General features: G+C 61.4%; 12 protein-coding genes. 6 read left to right on the forward strand and 6 right to left on the reverse strand.

All coding sequences use genetic code 11. The annotated features are described in order from the left end of the window. Positions 1-456 precede the first annotated feature (456 nt). A complete protein-coding gene (gene rlmKL / locus BSF40_RS11290; protein ID WP_095965375.1) occupies positions 457-2,727 on the forward strand; it encodes a bifunctional 23S rRNA (guanine(2069)-N(7))-methyltransferase RlmK/23S rRNA (guanine(2445)-N(2))-methyltransferase RlmL in 2,271 nt (756 codons plus the stop codon). Between the two features lie 194 nt (positions 2,728-2,921). Beyond that, positions 2,922-5,321, forward strand: a complete 2,400-nt coding sequence (locus tag BSF40_RS11295) for a diguanylate cyclase (protein WP_095965180.1) — start codon at positions 2,922-2,924, stop codon at positions 5,319-5,321. Positions 5,322-5,457: 136 nt separating this feature from the next. Here BSF40_RS11295 and dacB read toward each other — a convergent pair whose 3' ends face one another. Next, complete coding sequence (gene dacB, locus BSF40_RS11305) at positions 5,458-6,918, reverse strand: D-alanyl-D-alanine carboxypeptidase/D-alanyl-D-alanine-endopeptidase (RefSeq protein ID WP_095965181.1); 1,461 nt, start codon at positions 6,916-6,918, stop codon at positions 5,458-5,460. A 234-nt stretch (positions 6,919-7,152) separates the two neighbouring features. Between dacB and BSF40_RS11310 the strand changes: the two genes are divergently transcribed. Further along, complete coding sequence (locus BSF40_RS11310; protein WP_046042876.1) at positions 7,153-7,494, forward strand: YggL family protein; 342 nt, start codon at positions 7,153-7,155, stop codon at positions 7,492-7,494. Positions 7,495-7,545: 51 nt separating this feature from the next. Here BSF40_RS11310 and BSF40_RS11315 read toward each other — a convergent pair whose 3' ends face one another. Next, positions 7,546-8,739, reverse strand: a complete 1,194-nt coding sequence (locus BSF40_RS11315) for a benzoate/H(+) symporter BenE family transporter (RefSeq protein WP_095965182.1) — start codon at positions 8,737-8,739, stop codon at positions 7,546-7,548. A 355-nt stretch (positions 8,740-9,094) separates the two neighbouring features. On the opposite strand from BSF40_RS11315, the gene BSF40_RS11320 reads away from it, so the two are divergent. Then, a complete protein-coding gene (locus BSF40_RS11320) occupies positions 9,095-9,859 on the forward strand; it encodes a GntR family transcriptional regulator (protein ID WP_007971481.1) in 765 nt (254 codons plus the stop codon). A 162-nt stretch (positions 9,860-10,021) separates the two neighbouring features. Here BSF40_RS11320 and guaD read toward each other — a convergent pair whose 3' ends face one another. The 4 genes from guaD to xdhA all read right to left on the reverse strand — a co-directional run bounded on the left by guaD (position 10,022) and on the right by xdhA (position 16,155). Then, positions 10,022-11,326 (reverse strand): guanine deaminase, encoded by a 1,305-nt coding sequence (guaD, locus tag BSF40_RS11325; protein ID WP_095965183.1) that lies wholly within the window; start codon positions 11,324-11,326, stop codon positions 10,022-10,024. A gap of 7 nt (positions 11,327-11,333) precedes the next feature. Continuing rightward, on the reverse strand, positions 11,334-12,191 hold the full coding sequence (xdhC, locus tag BSF40_RS11330) for a xanthine dehydrogenase accessory protein XdhC (RefSeq protein WP_095965184.1): 858 nt from the start codon (positions 12,189-12,191) through the stop codon (positions 11,334-11,336). A gap of 117 nt (positions 12,192-12,308) precedes the next feature. Continuing rightward, positions 12,309-14,708, reverse strand: a complete 2,400-nt coding sequence (xdhB, locus tag BSF40_RS11335) for a xanthine dehydrogenase molybdopterin binding subunit (RefSeq protein ID WP_095965185.1) — start codon at positions 14,706-14,708, stop codon at positions 12,309-12,311. Beyond that, positions 14,701-16,155, reverse strand: coding sequence for a xanthine dehydrogenase small subunit (gene xdhA / locus BSF40_RS11340; protein WP_095965186.1), 1,455 nt, complete (start codon positions 16,153-16,155; stop codon positions 14,701-14,703). Before xdhA ends, xdhB begins: the two co-directional genes overlap by 8 nt. Positions 16,156-16,612: 457 nt before the next feature. Here xdhA and BSF40_RS11350 point away from each other — a divergent pair, with 457 nt between their 5' ends. Together BSF40_RS11350 and smc are read left to right on the forward strand one after the other, a co-directional pair. Next, on the forward strand, positions 16,613-17,272 hold the full coding sequence (locus BSF40_RS11350; protein ID WP_095965188.1) for a GntR family transcriptional regulator: 660 nt from the start codon (positions 16,613-16,615) through the stop codon (positions 17,270-17,272). Between the two features lie 2 nt (positions 17,273-17,274). After that, the gene (gene smc / locus BSF40_RS11355; protein WP_095965189.1) at positions 17,275-20,763 is read left to right on the forward strand and encodes a chromosome segregation protein SMC; all 3,489 of its coding nucleotides are present in this window, start codon (positions 17,275-17,277) and stop codon (positions 20,761-20,763) included. Positions 20,764-20,915 lie beyond the last annotated feature (152 nt).

Genomic DNA, 20,915 nt, shown 5'->3' on the forward strand with positions numbered 1-20,915 from the left:
TTGGGGGCTCGTTGCCGGCGTGACGAGCCAAGGTGTTGGCGTCATTGCGGCGCCAACCTGAGTTGAGTTCTAACCAATGCGTCACATCGAGGGAATGATCGTTTTGTCATAAGGACGTAACCATTCATGTGTTATGGCCATAAGTAACAGAGTGTTTGTAGCGTATTTATTAGTCAAACCCCGGTATGATCGGCCCTGCGCTGCATGATGGGCTTAATCCTTTAGTGAGAATGGCTCCCGTTGCCGGGAGGCACTATTCGACGAAGGGTCGACTTATGACATTTCATTGCATCAACTTTTTTATCTGTCCTTGCATCTAAGCTCATTTAACCCGAGCAGCAGGGGTGGAACGGCACACCTTCGTGCCACGCGGGCGCTCTTCGAGAAAAGCGCCTGATTGAAAACCGGACCGGCAATGCGTTGCCCGGTCGCTCAGCTAAAGGTTCTGGAATTCCCATGTCCGATCGTTTCGAACTCTTCCTCACTTGCCCAAAAGGCCTTGAAGGCCTGCTCATCGAGGAAGCCGTCGGGCTTGGCCTTGAGGAAGCGCGGGAGCACACCTCTGCCGTGCGCGGCATGGCCACCATGGAAACCGCTTATCGCCTGTGCCTGTGGTCACGCTTGGCCAACCGCGTGCTGCTGGTGCTCAAGCGTTTCCCGATGAAGGACGCCGAAGACCTGTACCACGGCGTACTGGACATCGAGTGGCAAGACCACATGCTCAACGACGGCACCCTGGCCGTCGAATTCAGCGGCCATGGTTCGGGTATCGACAACACCCACTTCGGCGCGCTGAAGGTCAAGGACGCCATCGTCGACAAACTGCGGACCCCGCAAGGCGACCGTCCGTCCATCGACAAGCTCAATCCGGACCTGCGCATTCACCTGCGCCTGGACCGTGGCGAAGCCATTCTGTCCCTCGACCTGTCCGGCCACAGCCTGCACCAGCGCGGCTATCGCCTGCAGCAAGGTGCGGCACCGCTGAAGGAAAACCTCGCGGCTGCCATCCTGATCCGTTCCGGCTGGCCACGTATCGCGGCCGAAGGCGGCGCGCTGGCCGACCCGATGTGCGGTGTCGGTACGTTCCTGGTGGAAGCGGCGATGATCGCCGCCGACATCGCGCCGAACCTGCGCCGCGAGCAGTGGGGTTTCACTGCCTGGCTCGGTCACGTTCCGGCGCTGTGGAAAAAACTCCACGAAGAAGCCAGCGAGCGCGCGGCGGCCGGCATGGCCAAGCCACCGTTGTGGATTCGCGGCTACGAAGCCGATCCGCGGCTGATTCAACCGGGTCGCAACAACGTCGAGCGGGCCGGCCTGAGCGAGTGGATCAAGATCTACCAGGGTGAAGTCGCGACCTTCGAGCCGCGCCCGGACCAGAACCAGAAAGGCCTGGTGATCTGCAACCCTCCGTACGGCGAGCGTCTGGGCGACGAGGCGAGCCTGCTCTACCTCTACCAGAACCTCGGCGAACGCCTGCGTCAGGCCTGCCTGAACTGGGAAGCGGCGGTGTTCACCGGCGCGCCGGACCTGGGCAAGCGCATGGGCATCCGCAGCCACAAGCAGTATTCGTTCTGGAACGGCGCCTTGCCGTGCAAGCTGCTGCTGATCAAGGTGCTGCCCGATCAGTTCGTCACCGGCGAGCGTCGTACGCCGGAACAGCGCCAGGTCGAGCGTGAGCAAGCCGCCTACGATCAGACACCGAACGAACCGCAGGAACGCAAGTTCAACAAAAACGGCAACCCGATCAAACCGGTGCCGGCACCGGCTCCGGTGGTCGAGCAGCCGCGCCTGAGCGAAGGCGGGCAGATGTTCGCCAACCGCCTGCAAAAGAACCTCAAGGCCCTGGGCAAGTGGGTCAAGCGTGAAGGTATCGACTGCTACCGCGTGTACGATGCCGACATGCCGGAATATTCCATGGCCATCGACCTGTATCACGACTGGGTCCATGTTCAGGAGTACGCCGCGCCGAAATCCATCGATCCGGAAAAAGCCTCGGCCCGCATGTTCGATGCCCTGGCCGCCATCCCGCAGGCGTTGAACATCGACAAGAACCGCGTGGTGGTCAAGCGCCGCGAGCGTCAGAGCGGCACCAAACAGTACGAGCGCCAGGCGGCGCAGGGCAAATTTGTCGAGGTCAATGAAGGCGGTGTGAAGTTGCTGGTGAACCTCACCGACTACCTCGATACCGGTCTGTTCCTCGACCATCGGCCGATGCGCATGCGTATCCAGAAAGAGGCGGCCGGCAAACGCTTCCTCAATCTGTTCTGCTACACCGCAACGGCCAGTGTGCATGCGGCCAAGGGCGGCGCGCGCAGCACCACCAGTGTCGATCTGTCGAAAACCTATCTGGACTGGGCGCGTCGCAACCTGTCTCTGAATGGCTTTTCCGACAAGAACCGCCTGGAGCAGGGCGATGTGATGGCGTGGCTCGAAGCCAGTCGTGACGAGTACGACCTGATCTTCATCGACCCGCCGACGTTCTCCAACTCCAAGCGCATGGAAGGCGTGTTCGACGTGCAGCGCGACCAGGTGCAACTGATCGACCTGGCCATGGCGCGTCTGGCACCCGGTGGCGTGTTGTACTTCTCCAACAACTTCCGCAAGTTCGAACTGGAGGCCAATCTCGGCGAGCGTTATGCGGTCGAGGACATCACTGCCCAGACCCTCGATCCGGATTTTGCGCGCAACGCCAAGATCCATCGCGCCTGGAAAATCATGGCACGCTAAATAGCTGTGTAGGAGCGAGCTTGCTCGCGATGGACTCAAGAACACCGCGTGCTTTCAGAAAGCTCGCGTTATCGTTATCGACCATCGCGAGCAAGCTCGCTCCTACAGGGTGCTGGTCAAATTAGTGGCAAATAGCTATAACTCAACTCATGGCCAAAGGGCTTTCCCGCACCTGGCGTTTTGAGTTGCGTTTTATGTCGTTGCACGCCGTGCGCCCCAGGATCCTGGGTTTTATCAGCGAAGATGCCTCGGCCTGGCTGGTCGCGTTGCTGGTTTTGTTGATCGGCGGGGTGCTCACCGGGTTACTGGCGTGGTCGACACTGAATCTGTTTCACCATCAATTGCGGCAACGCTTTCAACTGCTGGCCAGTGAGCGTTACAGCCGTATCGAAGAACGTTTCGAAGATCAGGAGCAGCGCCTCGACGGCCTGCGCCGGTTTTTCGCCAATTCCGGTTCGGTGTCCCGAGCGGAATTCGACGGCTACACCCAACCTTTGCTGCTGCGAACCCAGGCGTATTCCTATGCCCAGCGGGTCACTCGTGACGAGCGGGCGGCGTTCGAGCGAAGGGTGCGAGACGAGGGCTTGAACAGCTTCACCCTGAGAGAGCTCAACGCCGACGGCCAATTGCAACTGGCCGGCGAGCGCGATGAGTACGTGGCGGTGCTGTATAGCCAGACGCAAAGCAAACTCGGCGCTCCCCTCGGCTACGACTTGCTGGCCCAGCCGCTGCGGCGTGCCACGCTCGAGCGGGCCGATCGGCGTGGCGGCATGGCGGTGTCGCAACCGATGCATCTGGTGAGTATCGAGCCGGCCTATGCGCGCGGCGTGCTGCTGGTCGCGCCGGTCACGCAGCGCACCGGACAGGCTCACAATGCCACGAAGCCCTACGGGTATGTGATGGCCGTGATCAGCATGCGCCAATTGCTGGCGGACGGACTGCCGGAAGCGAGTCGCGACTATCTCTCGGTACGCATCCTTGATTTGTCGACCGACGACCGGCACGAAGTGCTGTTCGAGTCGCCCAACCCGCCGGCCGTCAGCGAGCTGTCGGCCACGCGCCTGTTGCGCATGGCCGACCATGACTATCAAGTCGATATACAGCCCAGCGATGCGTTCGTGCAGGCCAACCATTCCTCCGTGACCAGTCTGGTCGTGTTGGGCGGTTTGCTCAGCCTGTTGCTCAGTGCCTTGCTCTATGTGCTGGTCAGTCAGCGGCAGCGGGCGTTGAGACTGGTCGAGCAGCGTACCCAGGAGCTGCGCGATCGGGAACGGGAGCTGCGTGGCACCCATGGCCAATTGCGTGGCGTGCTCAATGCCGCCACCCAGGTTGCGATCATCGCCACCGACCTGCGCGGCGTCATCAGCACGTTCAACGCCGGTGCCGAGCAGATGCTCGGCTATAGCAGTGCCGAAGTGGTTGGCCATATGACCCTGGAGAACCTACACCTGCCCCGGGAGCTGGCCGGTCGTTCGGCCGAGCTGAGCGCCCGCTATGGCAAGCCGGTGCCGACCTGCCAGGCGATGCTGGTCGAAGGCGACGTGGAGGGCGGCCACGAGGCGCGGGAGTGGACCCTGGTGCGCGGCGATGGCAGCCATCTGATGGTCAACATGCTCGCCACGCCGGTGCTCGACGAGCAAGGCCTGTGGGTCGGGCACCTGGCAGTGTGCATCGACATCACCGAACGCAAGCGGGTCCATGAAGCGCTCGCGGCGCGGGACCTGCTGTTGAAAAAACTCAGCGCCCACGTGCCCGGTGGCATCTACCAGTTCAAGATGGAATTCGACGGGCGCTTCAGCGTGATCTATGCCAGCGACGGCATTCGCGATATCTACGAGCTGGAACCCGACGTACTGCTGCTCAATGCCGAAGCGATCTTCACCCGCATTCACCCCCAGGACACTACCCGTGTCCGCGAATCGATCCGCGCTTCGGCCGAAACCCTCAGCCCCTGGCGCGAGGAGTACCGTGTGCAACTGCCGCTACGGGGGTTGCGTTGGGTGCGCGGCGAAGCCACTCCGGAGGAGCTGCCCGGTGGCGGTGTGCTCTGGCACGGCTACATCTCGGACATTTCCGATATGAAGCGGGTGGAAGAAGAATTGCGCGCGTTGTCGGTTACCGACTCGCTGACCGGTATCCACAACCGGCGTTATTTCCAGGAACGCCTGACCACCGAAATGGCCCGGGTGGAGCGGGGCGGTGGGGATTTGTCGGTGATCATGCTCGATATCGACCATTTCAAGCGCATCAATGACCTGCATGGCCACGCCATCGGTGACCGGGTGTTGCAGGCCGTGTGCGAACGGATCGGCCACCGGCTGCGTCGCACCGATGTGTTCTGCCGCCTGGGCGGCGAGGAGTTCATGGTGCTGTGCCCGGATATCGGCGGCGAACATGCTTTTGTGCTGGCCCAGCAATTGTGGCAGAGCCTGCGCAGCTCACCCATTGAAGGCGTCGGTACGGTCACCGCCAGTTTCGGGATTGCCAGTTGGCGCGTCGGGGAGGGCGCCGATGCCTTGCTGTTGCGCGCGGATTCGGGGGTTTATGCGGCGAAACAGGCAGGGCGAGACCGGGTAGAAGAGGAGATGAATTAACCCGGGTTAACGCTGCCCCTGTAGGAGCGAGCTTGCTCGCGATGGTCGATAACGATAACGCGGACATACTGAATGTACGCGGCGCTCTCGAATCCATCGCGAGCAAGCTCGCTCCTACAGGGGGCAGAGCTTTGCCTTACAACACCGAAGCCGTCTGCGGCGCTTTCGGTTGGCGGTACAGGTCGAGCAGCACCTGATCGAGCACCGACGAGGCGCCGAAGGGGGCCTTGTCGTTGAGGATCGCCACCACCGCCCAGGTGTTGCCGTTGACGTCGCGACTGAAACCGGCTATCGCCCGTACGGTGTTCAGCGTGCCGGTCTTGACGTGGGCTTCACCGCGCATCGCCGTGGTCTTCAGGCGCTTGCGCATGGTGCCGTCGGTGCCGGCAATCGGCATCGAACTGATGTACTCGGCGGCATACGGGCTGTGCCACGCCGCTTCGAGCATCGAGGCCAATTCCCGGGCGCTGACGCGCTCGGAGCGGGACAGGCCGGAGCCGTTCTCCATCACCAGATGCGGCGCGGTGATGCCCTTTTTCGCCAGCCACTGACGCACGACACGCTGGGCAGCCTTGGCGTCATCACCATCGGCATCGGTGCGGAAACGTTGGCCCAGGCTCAGGAACAACTGCTGGGCCATGGTGTTGTTACTGTATTTGTTGATGTCGCGGATGATTTCCGCCAGGTCCGGCGAGAACGCCCGGGCCAGCACCTTGGCGTCTTTAGGGGTTGGCGCCAGCACATCCCTGCCCTGGATGCTGCCACCCAGTTCCTTCCAGATCGCGCGGACGGCGCCAGCGGTGTAGGTCGCGTGGTCGAGCAGCGACAGGTAGGTCTGCGAGCTGCAGCCTTCACCCAGTTGACCGCCGACGGTAACGGTCACGGTGCCATCGGCTTGCGCCACCGGGTTGTAACGCACGCCACCGGTGCATTGCCTGGAGTTGAGGGCCTTGACCTGGTTGTCGATGCGGATGCTCGCAATCGGCGGCTCCACCGAGACCAGTACCTTGCCCGAGTCATTGCGCGCAACGAAGCGCAGCGCTTTGAGGTTGACCAGCAGCGAATCGGGTTTGACCAGGAACGGCTTGTTGTCATCGTTGCCGTCGTCATTGAACTCCGGCAGTTGCGGTTGCACGAAGAAGGTTTTATCCAGCACCAGGTCGCCGGTGACCTGGGTGACACCGTTGGCACGCAGGTCGCGCATCAGCAGCCAGAGTTTTTCCATGTTCAGCTTCGGATCGCCGCCACCCTTGAGGTAGAGGTTGCCGTTGAGGATGCCGCCACTGAGGGTGCCGTCGGTGTAGAACTCGGTTTTCCACTGGTGGTTCGGGCCGAGCATTTCCAGGGCTGCGTAGGTGGTGACCAGTTTCATGGTCGACGCCGGGTTGACCGACACGTCGGCGTTGAACACCGTCGGGGTGCCGGGGCCGGTGAGCGGGATCATCACCAGCGACAGGGCGTTGTCCTGCAACTTGCTGGCTTTCAGGGCTTTTTCAACGTTGGGCGACAGCGCAGTATTGACCGGAGCTGCAGAAACGGGGAGGGCCAGGGGGAGAAGAAAACCGGCCAACAGCAATGGACGCAAAGACTTGATCATCTGAAATAAAACCCTACAGCCGAGGGGAAAAAAGATGAGGGCATGAAGATAAATTCCCTCAATGGTCATGAAAGTGTCGGCATTATGCCCCAAGGTGCCACGACTTGTGCCGTGCGAGGGCTGTCCGATCGGCTATTTTTTTACCGACGGTAGGCGAGGTGGCCCAGAGAGTCAGGCAATCGGCGGCTTAAACTGCTAAAGTGCCGCCCGTTATTACTTAAGAGGATTGTTCCAATGGCGACTAACCGTTCCCAGCGTCTGCGCAAAAAACTGTGCGTCGATGAATTTCAAGAGCTGGGTTTCGAACTGAACCTGGATTTCAAAGAAGATTTGGCTGATGAAGCCATTGATGCTTTCCTCGACGCGTTCCTCAAAGAAGCCATGGAAGCCAACGGCCTGGGTTATGTTGGCGGCGACGACTACGGTCTGGTTTGCCTGCAGAAGCGTGGCTCGGTCAGCGCCGAACAGCGCGCTGCCGTTGAAGCCTGGCTCAAAGGCCGCACCGAGCTGACCAGCGTTGAAGTCAGCCCGCTGCTGGACGTCTGGTACCCGGAAAAGCCGATCAATCAGGCTTAAAAGCAGTTGCAAGCTTCAAGCTGCAAGCTGCACAGGCTTGCAGCTTGCAGCTTAACGCTTGAAGCTGCTGTTCAGAATCAGCAGCGTCACCACCCCCGCGACAATCCCCCAGAACGCCGAACCGATGGAAAACAGCGTCAGCCCTGATGCCGTGACCATGAAGGTGATGAGCGCCGCTTCACGTTCCTTCACTTCGCTCATGGCGATGCTCAGGCCGTTGATGATCGAGCCGAACAGCGCCAGCGCGGCAATCGACAGCACCAGTTCCTTGGGCAGCGCGGCAAACAATGCCGCGAGCGTCGCGCCGAACACGCCGGCGATCCCGTAGAAAATCCCGCACCAGACGGCGGCGGTGTAGCGCTTGTTGCGATCTTCATGGGCGTGCGGGCCGGTACAGATCGCCGCGCTGATGGCCGCCAGGTTGATCCCGTGAGAACCGAAGGGTGCCAGCAGCAAACTGGCGACGCCGGTGGTGGTGATCAGCGGCGAGGCTGGCACGGTGTAGCCATCGGCACGCAATACGGCGATGCCGGGCATGTTTTGTGAAGTCATGGCGACGACAAACAGCGGAATGCCGATGCTGATGGTCGCAGCCAGGGAGAACTGCGGTGTGGTCCAGACCGGCGTGGCGACCTCCAGGTGAAAACCGCTGAAGTCCAGCAGCCCCATGAAGCCTGACAATGCCGTGCCGATCAGCAAGGCCGCCAGCACCGCATAGCGCGGCGACAGGCGCTTGACCAGCAGATAAGTGACGAACATCCCCAGTACCAGGGCCGTGCGGTGTTGCGCGGCGACGAAAATCTCGCTGCCGATCTTGAACAGGATCCCTGCCAGCAGGGCGGCGGCCAGGGACGCCGGAATTTTTTTCACCAGTCGTTCGAAGCTGCCGGTCAGCCCGCAAATCGTCACCAGCACCGCGCAGGTCATATAGGCGCCAATGGCTTCGCCGTAGCTCACGCCGCCCAGGCTGGTGATCAGCAGCGCGGCACCGGGGGTCGACCAGGCAATGGTGATCGGCGTGCGATAGCGCAGGGACAGGCCGATGGAGCACACCGCCATGCCGATGGAGATCGCCCAGATCCACGAAGAAATCTGCCCGCTGCTCAGGCCCGCCGCTTGCCCGGCCTGGAACATCAGCACCAGGGAGCTGGTGTAGCCGGTCATCATGGCGATGAACCCGGCGACGATGGCCGAGGGCGAGGTGTCGGCCAGCGGGCGGATTTGCGTGTGGGTGGCGTCGTTCATGACGGTGGTGTTCCTTATACAAATGAAGATGTCCGCAGCAACACTGAACCTTGTGGGAGCGGGCTTGCTCGCGAAGGGGGCGTGTCAGTCGACATTGATATGGCAAACAGACCGCATTCGCGAGCAAGCCCGCTCCCACAGGGATCGTGCCAAAAAGGCGGATTCTGCGAACAAGCCTAAACTCAAAAGTAATCAGGTGTTGCGATACAGCCGAGGCAACATTCGGCCGTACAGTCGTGTTGCCACCATCCATTGTGTACAATCGCAGTGTTTTTTACGCGATACTTGCCAGCGACCCACTGTGCCGTATTACAGTCACGGTCAATTCGCCGCAGTTCTTCCGACTCGAGTGCCCATGAACGAACAGTTGCAACCCCTAAAGAAACAACCGCGAGCAGGCAAAGCCGGCCGCAGCGGTACCCAGGACGATATTGTCTACGCGCATATCTTCGAGGCCATCCTCGAGCAGCGTCTGGCGCCCGGCACCAAGTTGAGCGAAGAAGCGCTGGGGGAAATTTTCGGGGTCAGCCGCACCATCATTCGCCGCGCCCTGTCGCGCCTGGCCCATGAAGGCGTGGTGCTGTTGCGTCCGAATCGCGGCGCTGTGGTTGCCAGCCCGAGTGTCGAAGAGGCGCGCCAGGTGTTTATGGCCCGGCGTCTGGTCGAGCGCGCGATCACCGAGCTGGCGGTGCAGCACGCCACCGCCGAGCAGATCGCCGAATTGCGCCAGATGGTCAACGACGAACGCGACAGCTTCTCCCGTGGCGACCGGGGTGCCGGCATCCGCCTGTCGGGCGAATTCCACCTGAAACTGGCTGAAGCGGCGAAAAACGCCCCGCTGATCAGTTTCCAGCGCAGCCTGGTGTCCCAGACGTCGCTGATTATCGCCCAGTACGAAAGCGGCAACCGCTCCCACTGTTCCTACGACGAGCACACCCAGCTGATCGACGCCATCGAGAAGCGCGACGCTGAACTGGCGGTGAACCTGATGATGCATCACATGGATCACATCGACAGCAAGCTCAACCTCGACGAGGAAAGTGCTTCGGATGACCTGCATGCGGTGTTCTCGCATTTGCTGCAGACCAAGAAGCCTGGGCGATCGCCGGCGAAAATCTGATAGACCGCGTCGCCTGATTCGCGAGCAAGCCCGCTCCCACATTTGATCTGTGCCGTTCACAAATCCCCTGTGGGAGCGGGCTTGCTCGCGAAGGCGGCCTTAAAGACACAAAAAATCCCCCGGGCTGAAAAGCAACGGGGGATTTTTTATGCCCGAAGAAATTTACCGCTGATGCACCAGGTTCCCCGCCGCATACGTCTGCAGCACCGTCCGGTCATCCCCCAGCGTCATCAACACAAACAACGTCTCGGCGATGTTATTGGCCTGCTTCAGGCGATAGCCCAGCAGCGGCGTGGCGTTGTAGTCCAGTACCAGGAAGTCGGCGTCGGTGCCCGGTTGCAGGGTGCCGATCTTGTCTTCCAGACGCAGCGCACGGGCGCCGCCGAGGGTGGCCAGGTACAGCGACTTGAACGGGCTCAGGCGCGCACCTTGCAGCTGCATCACCTTGTACGCCTCGTTGAGCGTTTGCAGCAGCGAGAAACTGGTGCCGCCGCCGACATCGGTGCCGATGCCGACATTGAGCTTGTGCTTCTCGGCCATCGGCAGGTTGAACAGGCCGCTGCCGAGGAAGAAGTTCGAGGTCGGGCAGAACGAGATGGCCGAACCGGTTTCTGCCAGGCGCGCGCACTCGTCATCGCACAGGTGCACGCCGTGGGCGAACACCGAGCGCTCGCCGAGCAACTGGTAGTGGTCGTAGACGTCCAGGTAGCCTTTGCGCTCGGGGAACAGCGCCTTGACCCACTCGATTTCCTTGAGGTTTTCACTGATGTGGGTCTGCATGTACAGATCCGGGTATTCGGTCAGCAACTGGCCGGCCAGGGTCAACTGTTCCGGGGTGCTGGTCGGTGCGAAGCGTGGGGTGACGGCGTAGTGCAGGCGACCCTTGCCGTGCCAGCGTTCGATCAGTGCCTTGCTGTCGACGTAGCTGGACTCGGCGGTATCGGTCAGGTAGTCCGGGGCGTTGCGGTCCATCATCACCTTGCCGGCGATCATCCGCAGGTCGAGCTGTTGGGCCGCTTCGAAGAACGAGTTCACCGATTGCGGGTGCACGCTGCCGAACACCAGCGCGGTGGTGGTGCCGTTGCGCAGCAGTTCCTTGATGAAAATGTCCGCGACCTGGTCGGCGTGGGCCTTGTCGGCGAACTGGCTTTCGCACGGGAAGGTGTAGGTGTTGAGCCAGTCCAGCAATTGTTCGCCGTAGGCGCCGACCATGCCGGTTTGCGGCAGATGAATATGGGTGTCGATGAAGCCGGGGGTGATCAGTGCGTCCTGGTAGTGGGTGATCTCGATATCCGCCGGCAGGGTCGGCAGCAATTCGCTGGCGTGGCCCAGGGCGCTGATCTGGCCGTTATCCACAACCAGCAAGCCGTCTTCGAAATACTCGTAGGAGGCTTCGATACCGACTTCGGCTGGGTCGGCGATGCTGTGCAGGATGGCGGCGCGGTAAGCTTTGCGAGTCAGAGGCATGAGATTCTCAGTTCGAGGCTTTCAAGTTTGCGGTTTGGCTGCGGCGTGACGCGGGCAGCAGTTTGGCAATCGGTTCGGCGCTGGAGGTCTGCTGGCCGAAGTTCGCGTTATAGGTGGCGATGATTTCGCCGGCGATGGAGATGGCGATTTCCACAGGCAACTTGCCTTTGACTTCGCCGATGCCCATCGGGCAGCGCATGCGTTGCACGACGCTAGTGTCGAAACCGCGGTCGCGCAGGCGATGTTCGAACTTCACGCGTTTGGTTTTCGAGCCGATCAGGCCGAAGTAGGCGAAGTCGTTGCGCTTGAGGATCGCAGCGGTCAGTTCGAGGTCGAGCTGGTGGTTGTGGGTCATCACGATGCAATAGCTGCCGGCGGGCAGGTCATCGATTTCATCCACCGGTTCTTCGCTGACGATCTTGCGCACGCCGTGGGGGATCTGCTCGGGGAATTCCTCTTCCCGCGAATCGATCCAGCGCACCCGGCAAGGCAGGCTGGCCAGCAGCGGCACCAGGGCGCGGCCGACGTGGCCGGCACCGAACACGGCGATCTGCGCCTGCACCTGGCCCATCGGTTCGAACAGCAGAACGGTGGCACCGCCGCAGCACTGGCCGAGGCTGGCACCGAGGCTGAAACGCTCCAGATGGGTGTCCTGCTTGCCGCTGGCCAGCATCTCGCGGGCGATCTTCATGGCCTTGTATTCCAGGTGCCCGCCACCGATGGTGTCGAAGGCCTGGTTCGCGCTGATGACCATTTTCGAACCGGCATTGCGCGGCGTAGAGCCGAGCTCTTCGATGATGGTCACCAGCACGCAGGGCTCACCCCGGTTTTGCAGGTCGGCGAGGGCGTCGATCCAGTTGTACATGTTTCACCTCAACATCTCTGTTGTCTGTACCGGCCTCTTCGCGAGCAAGCCCGCTCCCACATTTGGAATGCATTTCAATGTGGGAGCGGGCTTGCTCGCGAAGGCCGCACCTCGGTCTTAGAGCGAAGCCAACTCGGTTTCAGCCTCGACAGCCTTCGCCGCCTTCAACTGGCGCATCTGCTCACAGCCCCACAACACCCGCTCCGGAGTCGCCGGTGCGTCGATTTTCGGTTGATGCCTGTAATCACCCAGGCTCGCCACGGCGTCCTTGATCGCACACCACGAAGCGATGCCGAGCATGAACGGCGGCTCGCCCACGGCCTTGGAATGGAACACCGTGTCTTCCGGGTTCTTGCGGTTTTCCACCAGCTTCACCCGCAGGTCCAGCGGCATGTCCGCCACGGCCGGGATCTTGTAGCTGGCCGGGCCGTTGGTCATCAGCTTGCCCTTGTTGTTCCACACCAGCTCTTCCATGGTCAGCCAACCCATGCCCTGGATGAACCCGCCCTCGACCTGACCGATGTCGATGGCCGGGTTCAACGAGGCGCCGACGTCGTGGAGGATGTCGGTGCGCAGCATCTTGTATTCGCCGGTCAGGGTATCGACCAGCACTTCGCAGCACGCCGCGCCAAAGGCGAAGTAGTAGAACGGCCGGCCACGGGCCTGGCTGCGGTCGTAGTAGATTTTCGGGGTCTTGTAGAACCCGGTGCTCGACAGCGAGACCTGGGCGAAGTACGCCTGCTGGATCAGTGCTTCGAAGGTCAGGATGTGATCGCGGACCCGCACGTGGCCGTTGTGAAACTCCACGTCTTCTTCGCTGACCTTGTACTGGCGCGCGGCGAATTCCACCAGGCGCTGCTTGATGGTTTCGGCGGCGTTCTGCGCAGCCTTGCCGTTCAGGTCGGCACCGCTGGACGCGGCAGTCGGTGAGGTGTTCGGCACTTTGTCGGTGTTGGTCGCGGTGATCTGCACGCGGTCCATTTCCACCTGGAACACTTCGGCCACGACCTGCGCGACCTTGGTGTTCAGGCCCTGACCCATTTCGGTGCCACCGTGGTTCAGGTGGATGCTGCCGTCGGTGTAGACGTGCACCAGGGCACCGGCCTGGTTGAGGAAGCTGGCGGTGAAGGAAATACCGAACTTCACCGGGGTCAGCGCCAGGCCTTTTTTCAGGATCGGGCTGTTGGCGTTGTAGCGACGGATCGCTTCGCGGCGCTCGGCGTACTGGCTGCTTTCTTCCAGTTCGGCGGTCATCTCCTCGAGCATGTTGTGCTCGACGGTCTGGTAGTAGTGAGTGACGTTGCGCTCGGTCTTGCCGTAGTAGTTGGCCTTGCGCACCGCCAAAGGATCGAGGGCCAGATGGCGGGAGATGGCGTCCATCACCTCTTCGATGGCGACCATGCCTTGCGGGCCGCCGAAGCCACGGTAAGCGGTGTTCGAGGCGGTGTTGGTCTTGCAGCGGTGACCGTTGATGGTCGCATCGCCCAGGTAATACGAGTTGTCCGAGTGGAACATCGCGCGGTCGACGATCGACGCCGACAGGTCAGGCGAGCAACCGCAGTTGCCGGCCAGTTCCAGGTTGATGCCGTGCAGGCGGCCGGTGCTGTCGAAGCCGACGTCGTACTCGACATAGAAGGGGTGACGCTTGCCGGTCATCAGCATGTCTTCGACCCGCGGCAGACGCATCTTGGTCGGCTGGCCGGTGAGGTGGGCGATCACCGCGCACAGGCACGCGGGGCTCGCCGCCTGGGTTTCCTTGCCGCCGAAACCGCCGCCCATGCGGCGCATGTCGACGACGATCTTGTTCATCGACACGTCCAGTACTTCGGCCACCAGCTTCTGCACTTCGGTGGGGTTCTGCGTGGAGCAGTAGACGATCATGCCGCCGTCTTCGGTCGGCATCACCGAAGAGATCTGGGTTTCCAGGTAGAAGTGCTCCTGGCCGCCGATGTGCAGGGTGCCCTGGATGCGATGCTCGGCAGTGGCCAGCGCCGTGGCCGAATCGCCGCGTTGGTGGGTGTGGCTGTCGAGTACGAAGTGGCGCTTGCGCAGGGCTTCGACCACGTCCAGCACAGGCTCAAGGTCTTCGTATTCGATGATCGCGGCCATGGCCGCTTTGCGCGCGGTTTCCAGGTCTTTCGCGGCAACGGCGACTACCGGTTGACCGACGAACTGCACGGTGTCGATCGCCAGCAGCGGATCGCCCGGCAGCAACGGACCGATGTCCTTCAGGCCCGGCACGTCTTCGTGGGTGATGGCGATGCGCACGCCTTCGAAGGCATAGCAGGGCGACGTGTCGATGCTGATGATGCGGGCATGGGCACGGTCCGACATGCGGGCGTAAACGTGCAACTGGTTGGGGAATTCCAGGCGATCGTCGATGTACTGCGCTTCACCGGCGACATGCTTGGCGGCGCTGTCGTGCTTGACGGCGCGGCCGACACCGGTGGTCAGGTCCTTGGCGAACAGTTCAGCCAGTTCGGCTTGGGTCTTCTCTACGGCGTGATGATTAGACATAAGCGGTCACCCGGGTCTCGATGTGCGGTGTTTGCAGTTCGATGAAGTATTTGCGCAGCAGGTTCTGCGCGCTGAGCAGGCGATATTCCTTGCTGGCGCGGAAGTCCGAGAGCGGCGTGAAGTCTTCGCCCAGGGCCGCGCAGGCGCGTTCGACGGTGGCGTTATTGAATGGCGAGCCAAGCAACGCGGCTTCGCAGGCTGCAGCACGTTTCGGGATGGCCGCCATGCCGCCGAAGGCGACGCGGGCTTCAGCGACCACGCCGTTTTCCAGGCGAATGTTGAAGGCGGCGCACACCGCAGAAATGTCATCGTCCAGGCGCTTGGAAACCTTGTAGGCGCGGAACAGTTTTTCGACGCTGGCGCGGGGCACGATGATCTTCTCGATGAACTCGCTTTCCTGGCGCGCCGTGACGCGGTAATCGATGAAGTAATCTTCCAGCGCCAGGGTGCGGCGGGTTTCGCCTTTGCACAGCACGATTTGCGCGCCGAGGGCGATCAGCAGGGGCGGCGAGTCACCAATCGGCGAGGCGTTGCCGATGTTGCCGCCCAGGGTGCCCTGGTTGCGGATCTGCAGGGACGCGAAGCGGTGCAGCAATTCACCGAAGTCCGGGTACTCGGCGTTCAGGGCTTCGTAGCAATCGGAAAGGGCGGTGGCGGCGCCGATTTCCAGGCGATCGTCAAAGCGCTCGATGCGTTTCATCTCGGCGACGTTGCCGACGTAGATCATCACCGGCAGTGTGCGGTGGAACTGCGTGACTTCCAGCGCCAGGTCGGTGCCGCCAGCCAGCAGGCGGGCCTGTGGATAAGCGTCGTAGAGGTCGGCCAGGTCGGCCACGGTCAGCGGCACCAGGCAGCGTTTGTCGCCGCTGTTGAGTTCGCCGATATCGGTTGGGGCAATGGCCTTCAGGCGCGCGATGGTGTCGGCCTCGCGGGCGTCGAACTGGTCCGGCTGCTTGCCGCAGCAGGACTGCTCGGCGGCTTCCAGGATCGGCCGGTAACCGGTGCAGCGGCAAAGATTGCCGGCCAGTGCTTCGTGGGCCTTGGCATGATCCGGTGCATCGCTGTTCTTTTGCAGGGCAAACAGCGACATCACGAAGCCGGGGGTGCAGAAGCCGCATTGCGAGCCGTGGCACTCGACCATGGCTTTCTGCACGCTGTGCAGTTCACCTTTGTGCTTGAGGTCTTCAACGCTGATCAGTTGTTTGCCGTGCAGGGACGATACGAAGGTCAGGCATGAGTTGAGGCTGCGATAGCGAATGTGTTCGCGGCCTTCGTCATCGGTCTGCAATTCGCCGACGACCACGGTGCAGGCGCCGCAGTCACCGCTGGCGCAGCCTTCTTTGGTGCCGGGTTTGCCCACATGGTCGCGCAGATAATTGAGCACGGTCAGGTTCGGGTCCAGGGCGTGCTCGCTACGGAGTTCCTGGTTTAGTAAAAACTGGATCACGGAAGGCCTCGCAGACTCATTATTGTTGTTAACCGATAGGAACCGAATTTAGCAGGTCTGACTTTTCGGTCAATGATTTTCTGACTTAAAGGTCAGGAAATTGCATTTTGTCGATCAACCCCTTGTTCCTTAATTATTGTCGTTGGTTCGATAGCCTGCTTTTTTGCTTGAATCGTGCCAAAAACCTCCGGGCGGGCACTCTAATGCTGTTCAGTTAAGCGAATGTGGTCCTCTGTAGGAGCGAGCTTGCTCGCGATGGTCGATAACGATAACGCGTATTTACTGGCTAAACGCGGCGCGCTTGAGTCCATCGTCGGAACGCCGCCCGGAGCAAGCTCGCTCCCACAAAGAATCACTTCGCTTAAGTGAACAACATTACGGGCGGGCACTCCGCCCTGACGCAGCAATTGCGCTACACTGCGCCGCTTGTACAGATCAAAGAGTTTGAAGGACAACCATGACGTTCAAGGCGCCGGACAGCCTCGCCGAGCAAATCGCTCACCACCTCGCCGAACGCATCATTCGCGGCGAAATGAAGCCCGGGGAGCGCATCCAGGAACAGAAGGTCACGCTGGCCCTCAATGTCAGCCGCGGTTCGGTCCGCGAGGCCTTGCTGATCCTCGAGCGTCGCCACCTGATCGCGATCCTGCCGCGACGTGGCGCCCACGTCACCGAGCTCACGCCGCACAAGGTGCAGAGCCTGTGCACGCTGATGAGTGAGATGTACATCCTGCTGGCCAACGCCGTGGCGAGCGGCTGGAAAGTCCAGGCCGACCTGGCGCCGTTCGTGCAGATCCAGCAGCGCCTGACCGCCAGCTACGAGCGCCAGGACATCCACACCTTCGTCGACGACAGTTTCAGCGTGATGCGCGCCACGTACGGGTTTGCCAACAACCCGTACCTGCAGGAAACCGTCGAGAATCTGCAGCCGGCCATGAGCCGTGCCTATTTCCTTGCCCTGGACCAGCGCAAGGCGTCAATGAGCGAGTACCTGGAACTGTTCGAACGCCTGCTCGCGGCCGTGATCGCCCGTGACTTTGCGCAGATCCGCACCGTGCTGACCGCCTATGGCCAGCGCAGTTGCGATCTGGTGATCTCCGCCCTGACGGACGCCTGAGCGTGCGGCTCAAATGCATCAAGCTGGCGGGGTTCAAGTCCTTCGTCGACCCGACCACGGTGAACTTCCCCAGCAACATGGCGGCGGTGGTCGGGCCCAATGGCTGCGGTAAATCGAACATCATCGACGCCGTTCGCTGGGTAATGGGTGAAAGTTCGGCGAAGAACCTCCGTGGCGAGTCGATGACCGACGTCATCTTCAACGGCTCCACCAGCCGCAAACCGGTGAGCCAGGCGAGCATCGAACTGGTGTTCGATAACTCTGACGGCACTTTGCTCGGCGAATACGCGGCCTACGCGGAAATTTCCATTCGCCGCAAAGTGACGCGCGACAGCCAGACCACCTATTACCTCAACGGCACCAAATGCCGGCGTCGTGACATCACCGACATCTTCCTCGGCACCGGCCTTGGCCCGCGCAGCTACTCGATCATCGAGCAGGGGATGATCTCCAAGCTGATCGAGTCCAAGCCCGAAGACCTGCGCAACTTCATCGAAGAAGCGGCGGGCATCTCCAAGTACAAGGAGCGCCGGCGCGAGACCGAAAACCGCATCCGTCGTACCCACGAGAACCTGGAGCGCCTGACCGACCTGCGCGAAGAGTTGACGCGTCAGCTCGAGCGCTTGCATCGCCAGGCCGAGGCCGCCAAGAAGTACCAGGAATACAAGGGCGAGGAGCGCCAGCTCAAGGCGCAACTGTCGGCCCTGCGCTGGCAGGCGTTGAACGATCAGGTCGGCCAGCGTGAAGCGATCATCGGCAACCAGGAGGTTTCCTTCGAAGCCCTGGTGGCCGAACAGCGCAATGCCGACGCGAGCATCGAGCGCCTGCGTGACGGGCACCACGACCTGTCGGAACGCTTCAATCTGGTGCAGGGGCGCTTCTACTCGGTCGGCGGTGACATTGCCCGGGTCGAGCAGAGCATCCAGCATGGCCAGCAACGCTTGCGGCAATTGCAGGACGACCTCAAGGAAGCCGAGCGCGCACGCCTGGAAACCGAATCCCACCTTGGCCATGACCGCACGCTGTTGCTGACCCTGGGCGAAGAGCTGGACATGCTGACCCCGGAACAGGAAGTCACCAGCGCCGCCGCCGAAGAGGCCGCCGCCGCGCTGGAAGACTCCGAAACCACCATGCATGGCTGGCAGGAGCAGTGGGATACGTTCAACCTCACCGCCGCCGAACCGCGCCGTCAGGCCGAAGTCCAGCAATCGCGGATCCAGCAGCTGGAAACCAGCCTGGAGCGCCTGGCCGATCGTCAGAAGCGCCTGGGCGAAGAGCGCGCCTTGCTCTCGGCGGACCCGGAAGACGCAGCGATCATGGAGCTCAGCGAGCAGCTCGCCGAGTCCGAGGCGACCCTCGAAGATTTGCAGACCAGTGAAGAGGCTCAGGTCGAAAAGCTCGAGCAACTGCGCCAGCAATTACAGCAAACGCTGACGGCGCAACAACAGGCCCAGGGCGATTTGCAGCGGCTCAACGGTCGACTGGCTTCGCTCGAAGCCTTGCAGCAGGCCGCGCTCGATCCGGGCACCGGCACCGCCGAATGGCTGCGCGAACAGCACCTGGCGGATCGCCCGCGCCTGGCCGAAGGCCTGAAGGTCGAGGCCGGTTGGGAGCTGGCGGTGGAAACCGTGCTCGGAGCCGACCTGCAGGCGGTGCTGGTGGATGATTTCAACAATTTCGATTTGTCGGGCTTTGCCCAGGGCGATTTGCGTTTGCTCAGCCCGGCCGGCGATGGCGTACGGGTGCCGGGCAGCCTGCTGGACAAGGTCGAGGCGCAGATCGATCTGTCGCCATGGCTGGGGCAAGTCAAACCGGTCGACAGCCTTGAACAGGCCCTGGCCTTGCGCGGGCAATTGGCGGCCGGGCAGAGCCTGATCAGCCGTGACGGTTACTGGGTCGGTCCGCATTTTCTGCGCGTGCGTCGGGCCAGTGAAGCGGAAAGCGGCGTGCTCGCCCGTGGTCAGGAAATCCAGCAACTGGGCCTTGAGCGCGAAGAGCGCGAAGCCGCGGTCGAAACCCTGGAAACCCAACTGCAGAATCTCAGGGCGCAGCAGCGTCAGCAGGAAAACGGCCGCGAGCATTTGCGCCGCTTGCTGCAAGACGAAGCCCGCCAGCAAGGTGAATTGAAAGCCCAGTTGTCGGCCGGAAAAGCCAAGGCCGAGCAATTGACCCTGCGCCGCACTCGCCTCGACGAAGAACTCACCGAGCTGGACGAGCAGCGCGCGCTGGAGCACGAAAACATCGGTGAAGCCCGTCTGCAACTGCAGGAAGCCCTCGACAGCATGGCGCTGGACACCGAGCAGCGCGAGCTGTTGCTGGCCCAGCGCGACAGTTTGCGCGAGCGCCTGGATCGGGTGCGGCAGGAAGCGCGGCAGCACAAGGATCATGCCCATCAGTTGGCGGTGCGCCTGGGTTCGCTCAAGGCACAGCACGATTCGACTCGCCAGGCGCTGGAGCGTCTGGAGATGCAGTCCGAGCGCCTGACCGAAAAGCGCGAACAACTGAGCCTCAATCTGGAGGAGGGCGAAGCGCCACTGGAAGAGCTGCGCCTGAAACTCGAGGAATTGCTCGACAAGCGCATGACCGTCGATGAAGAGCTCAAGACCGCGCAGATCGCCCTCGAAGACGCCGACCGCGAATTGCGCGACGCCGAGAAGCGCCGCAGCCAGGCCGAACAGCAATCCCAGTTGATTCGCAGCCAGCTCGAAACCCAGCGCATGGAATGGCAAGCCCTGACCGTACGCCGCAAGACCTTGCAGGACCAGTTGCTGGAAGACGGCTACGATCTCCACGGCGTACTTGCGACATTGACCGCCGAGGCCAGCGAGAAGGAAGCCGAGGAAGAACTCGAGCGCATCGCCGCGAGGATTCAGCGTCTGGGCGCGATCAACCTGGCGGCCATCGATGAGTACCAGCAACAATCAGAGCGTAAACGTTATCTGGATGCCCAGGACGCCGATCTGGTGGAAGCGCTTGAAACCCTTGAGAACGTGATTCGCAAGATCGACAAGGAAACCCGCAACCGCTTCAAGGATACCTTTGATCAGATCAATGGCGGTTTACAGGCGCTTTTCCCAAAAGTTTTCGGTGGAGGCCGCGCGTATTTGGAACTGACGGGCGAAGATCTACTCGATACAGGGGTGACAATCATGGCGCAGCCGCCTGGAAAGAAGAACAGCACCATCCATTTGCTCTCCGGTGGCGAAAAAGCCCTGACCGCATTGGCCCTGGTTTTTGCGATCTTCAAGTTGAATCCGGCGCCGTTCTGCATGCTCGATGAAGTTGACGCGCCACTGGATGACGCTAACGTTGGACGCTACGCAAATTTGGTTAAAGAGATGTCGCAGTCAGTGCAGTTCATCTATATCACCCATAACAAGATCGCCATGGAAATGGCCGATCAACTGATGGGGGTGACGATGCACGAACCCGGTTGTTCACGTCTGGTGGCAGTGGATGTCGAGGAGGCGATGGCGATGGTGGACGCCTAGCGGTGAGCATCAAGCTTGAAGCTTGAAGCTTGAACTGTGCGGGCTATATGCCGCTCTACTGGTGGAATGAAGATGGCAAATCGACATAATTTGCGCAGCGATTTTGGTAGACGGTGTAAAGTTGCCTTTGGTCGTGCTAGTTTAATGTCAAT

It is taken from the genome of Pseudomonas sp. ACN5, from assembly GCF_002303975.1.
Lineage (GTDB): Bacteria > Pseudomonadota > Gammaproteobacteria > Pseudomonadales > Pseudomonadaceae > Aquipseudomonas > Aquipseudomonas laurylsulfatiphila.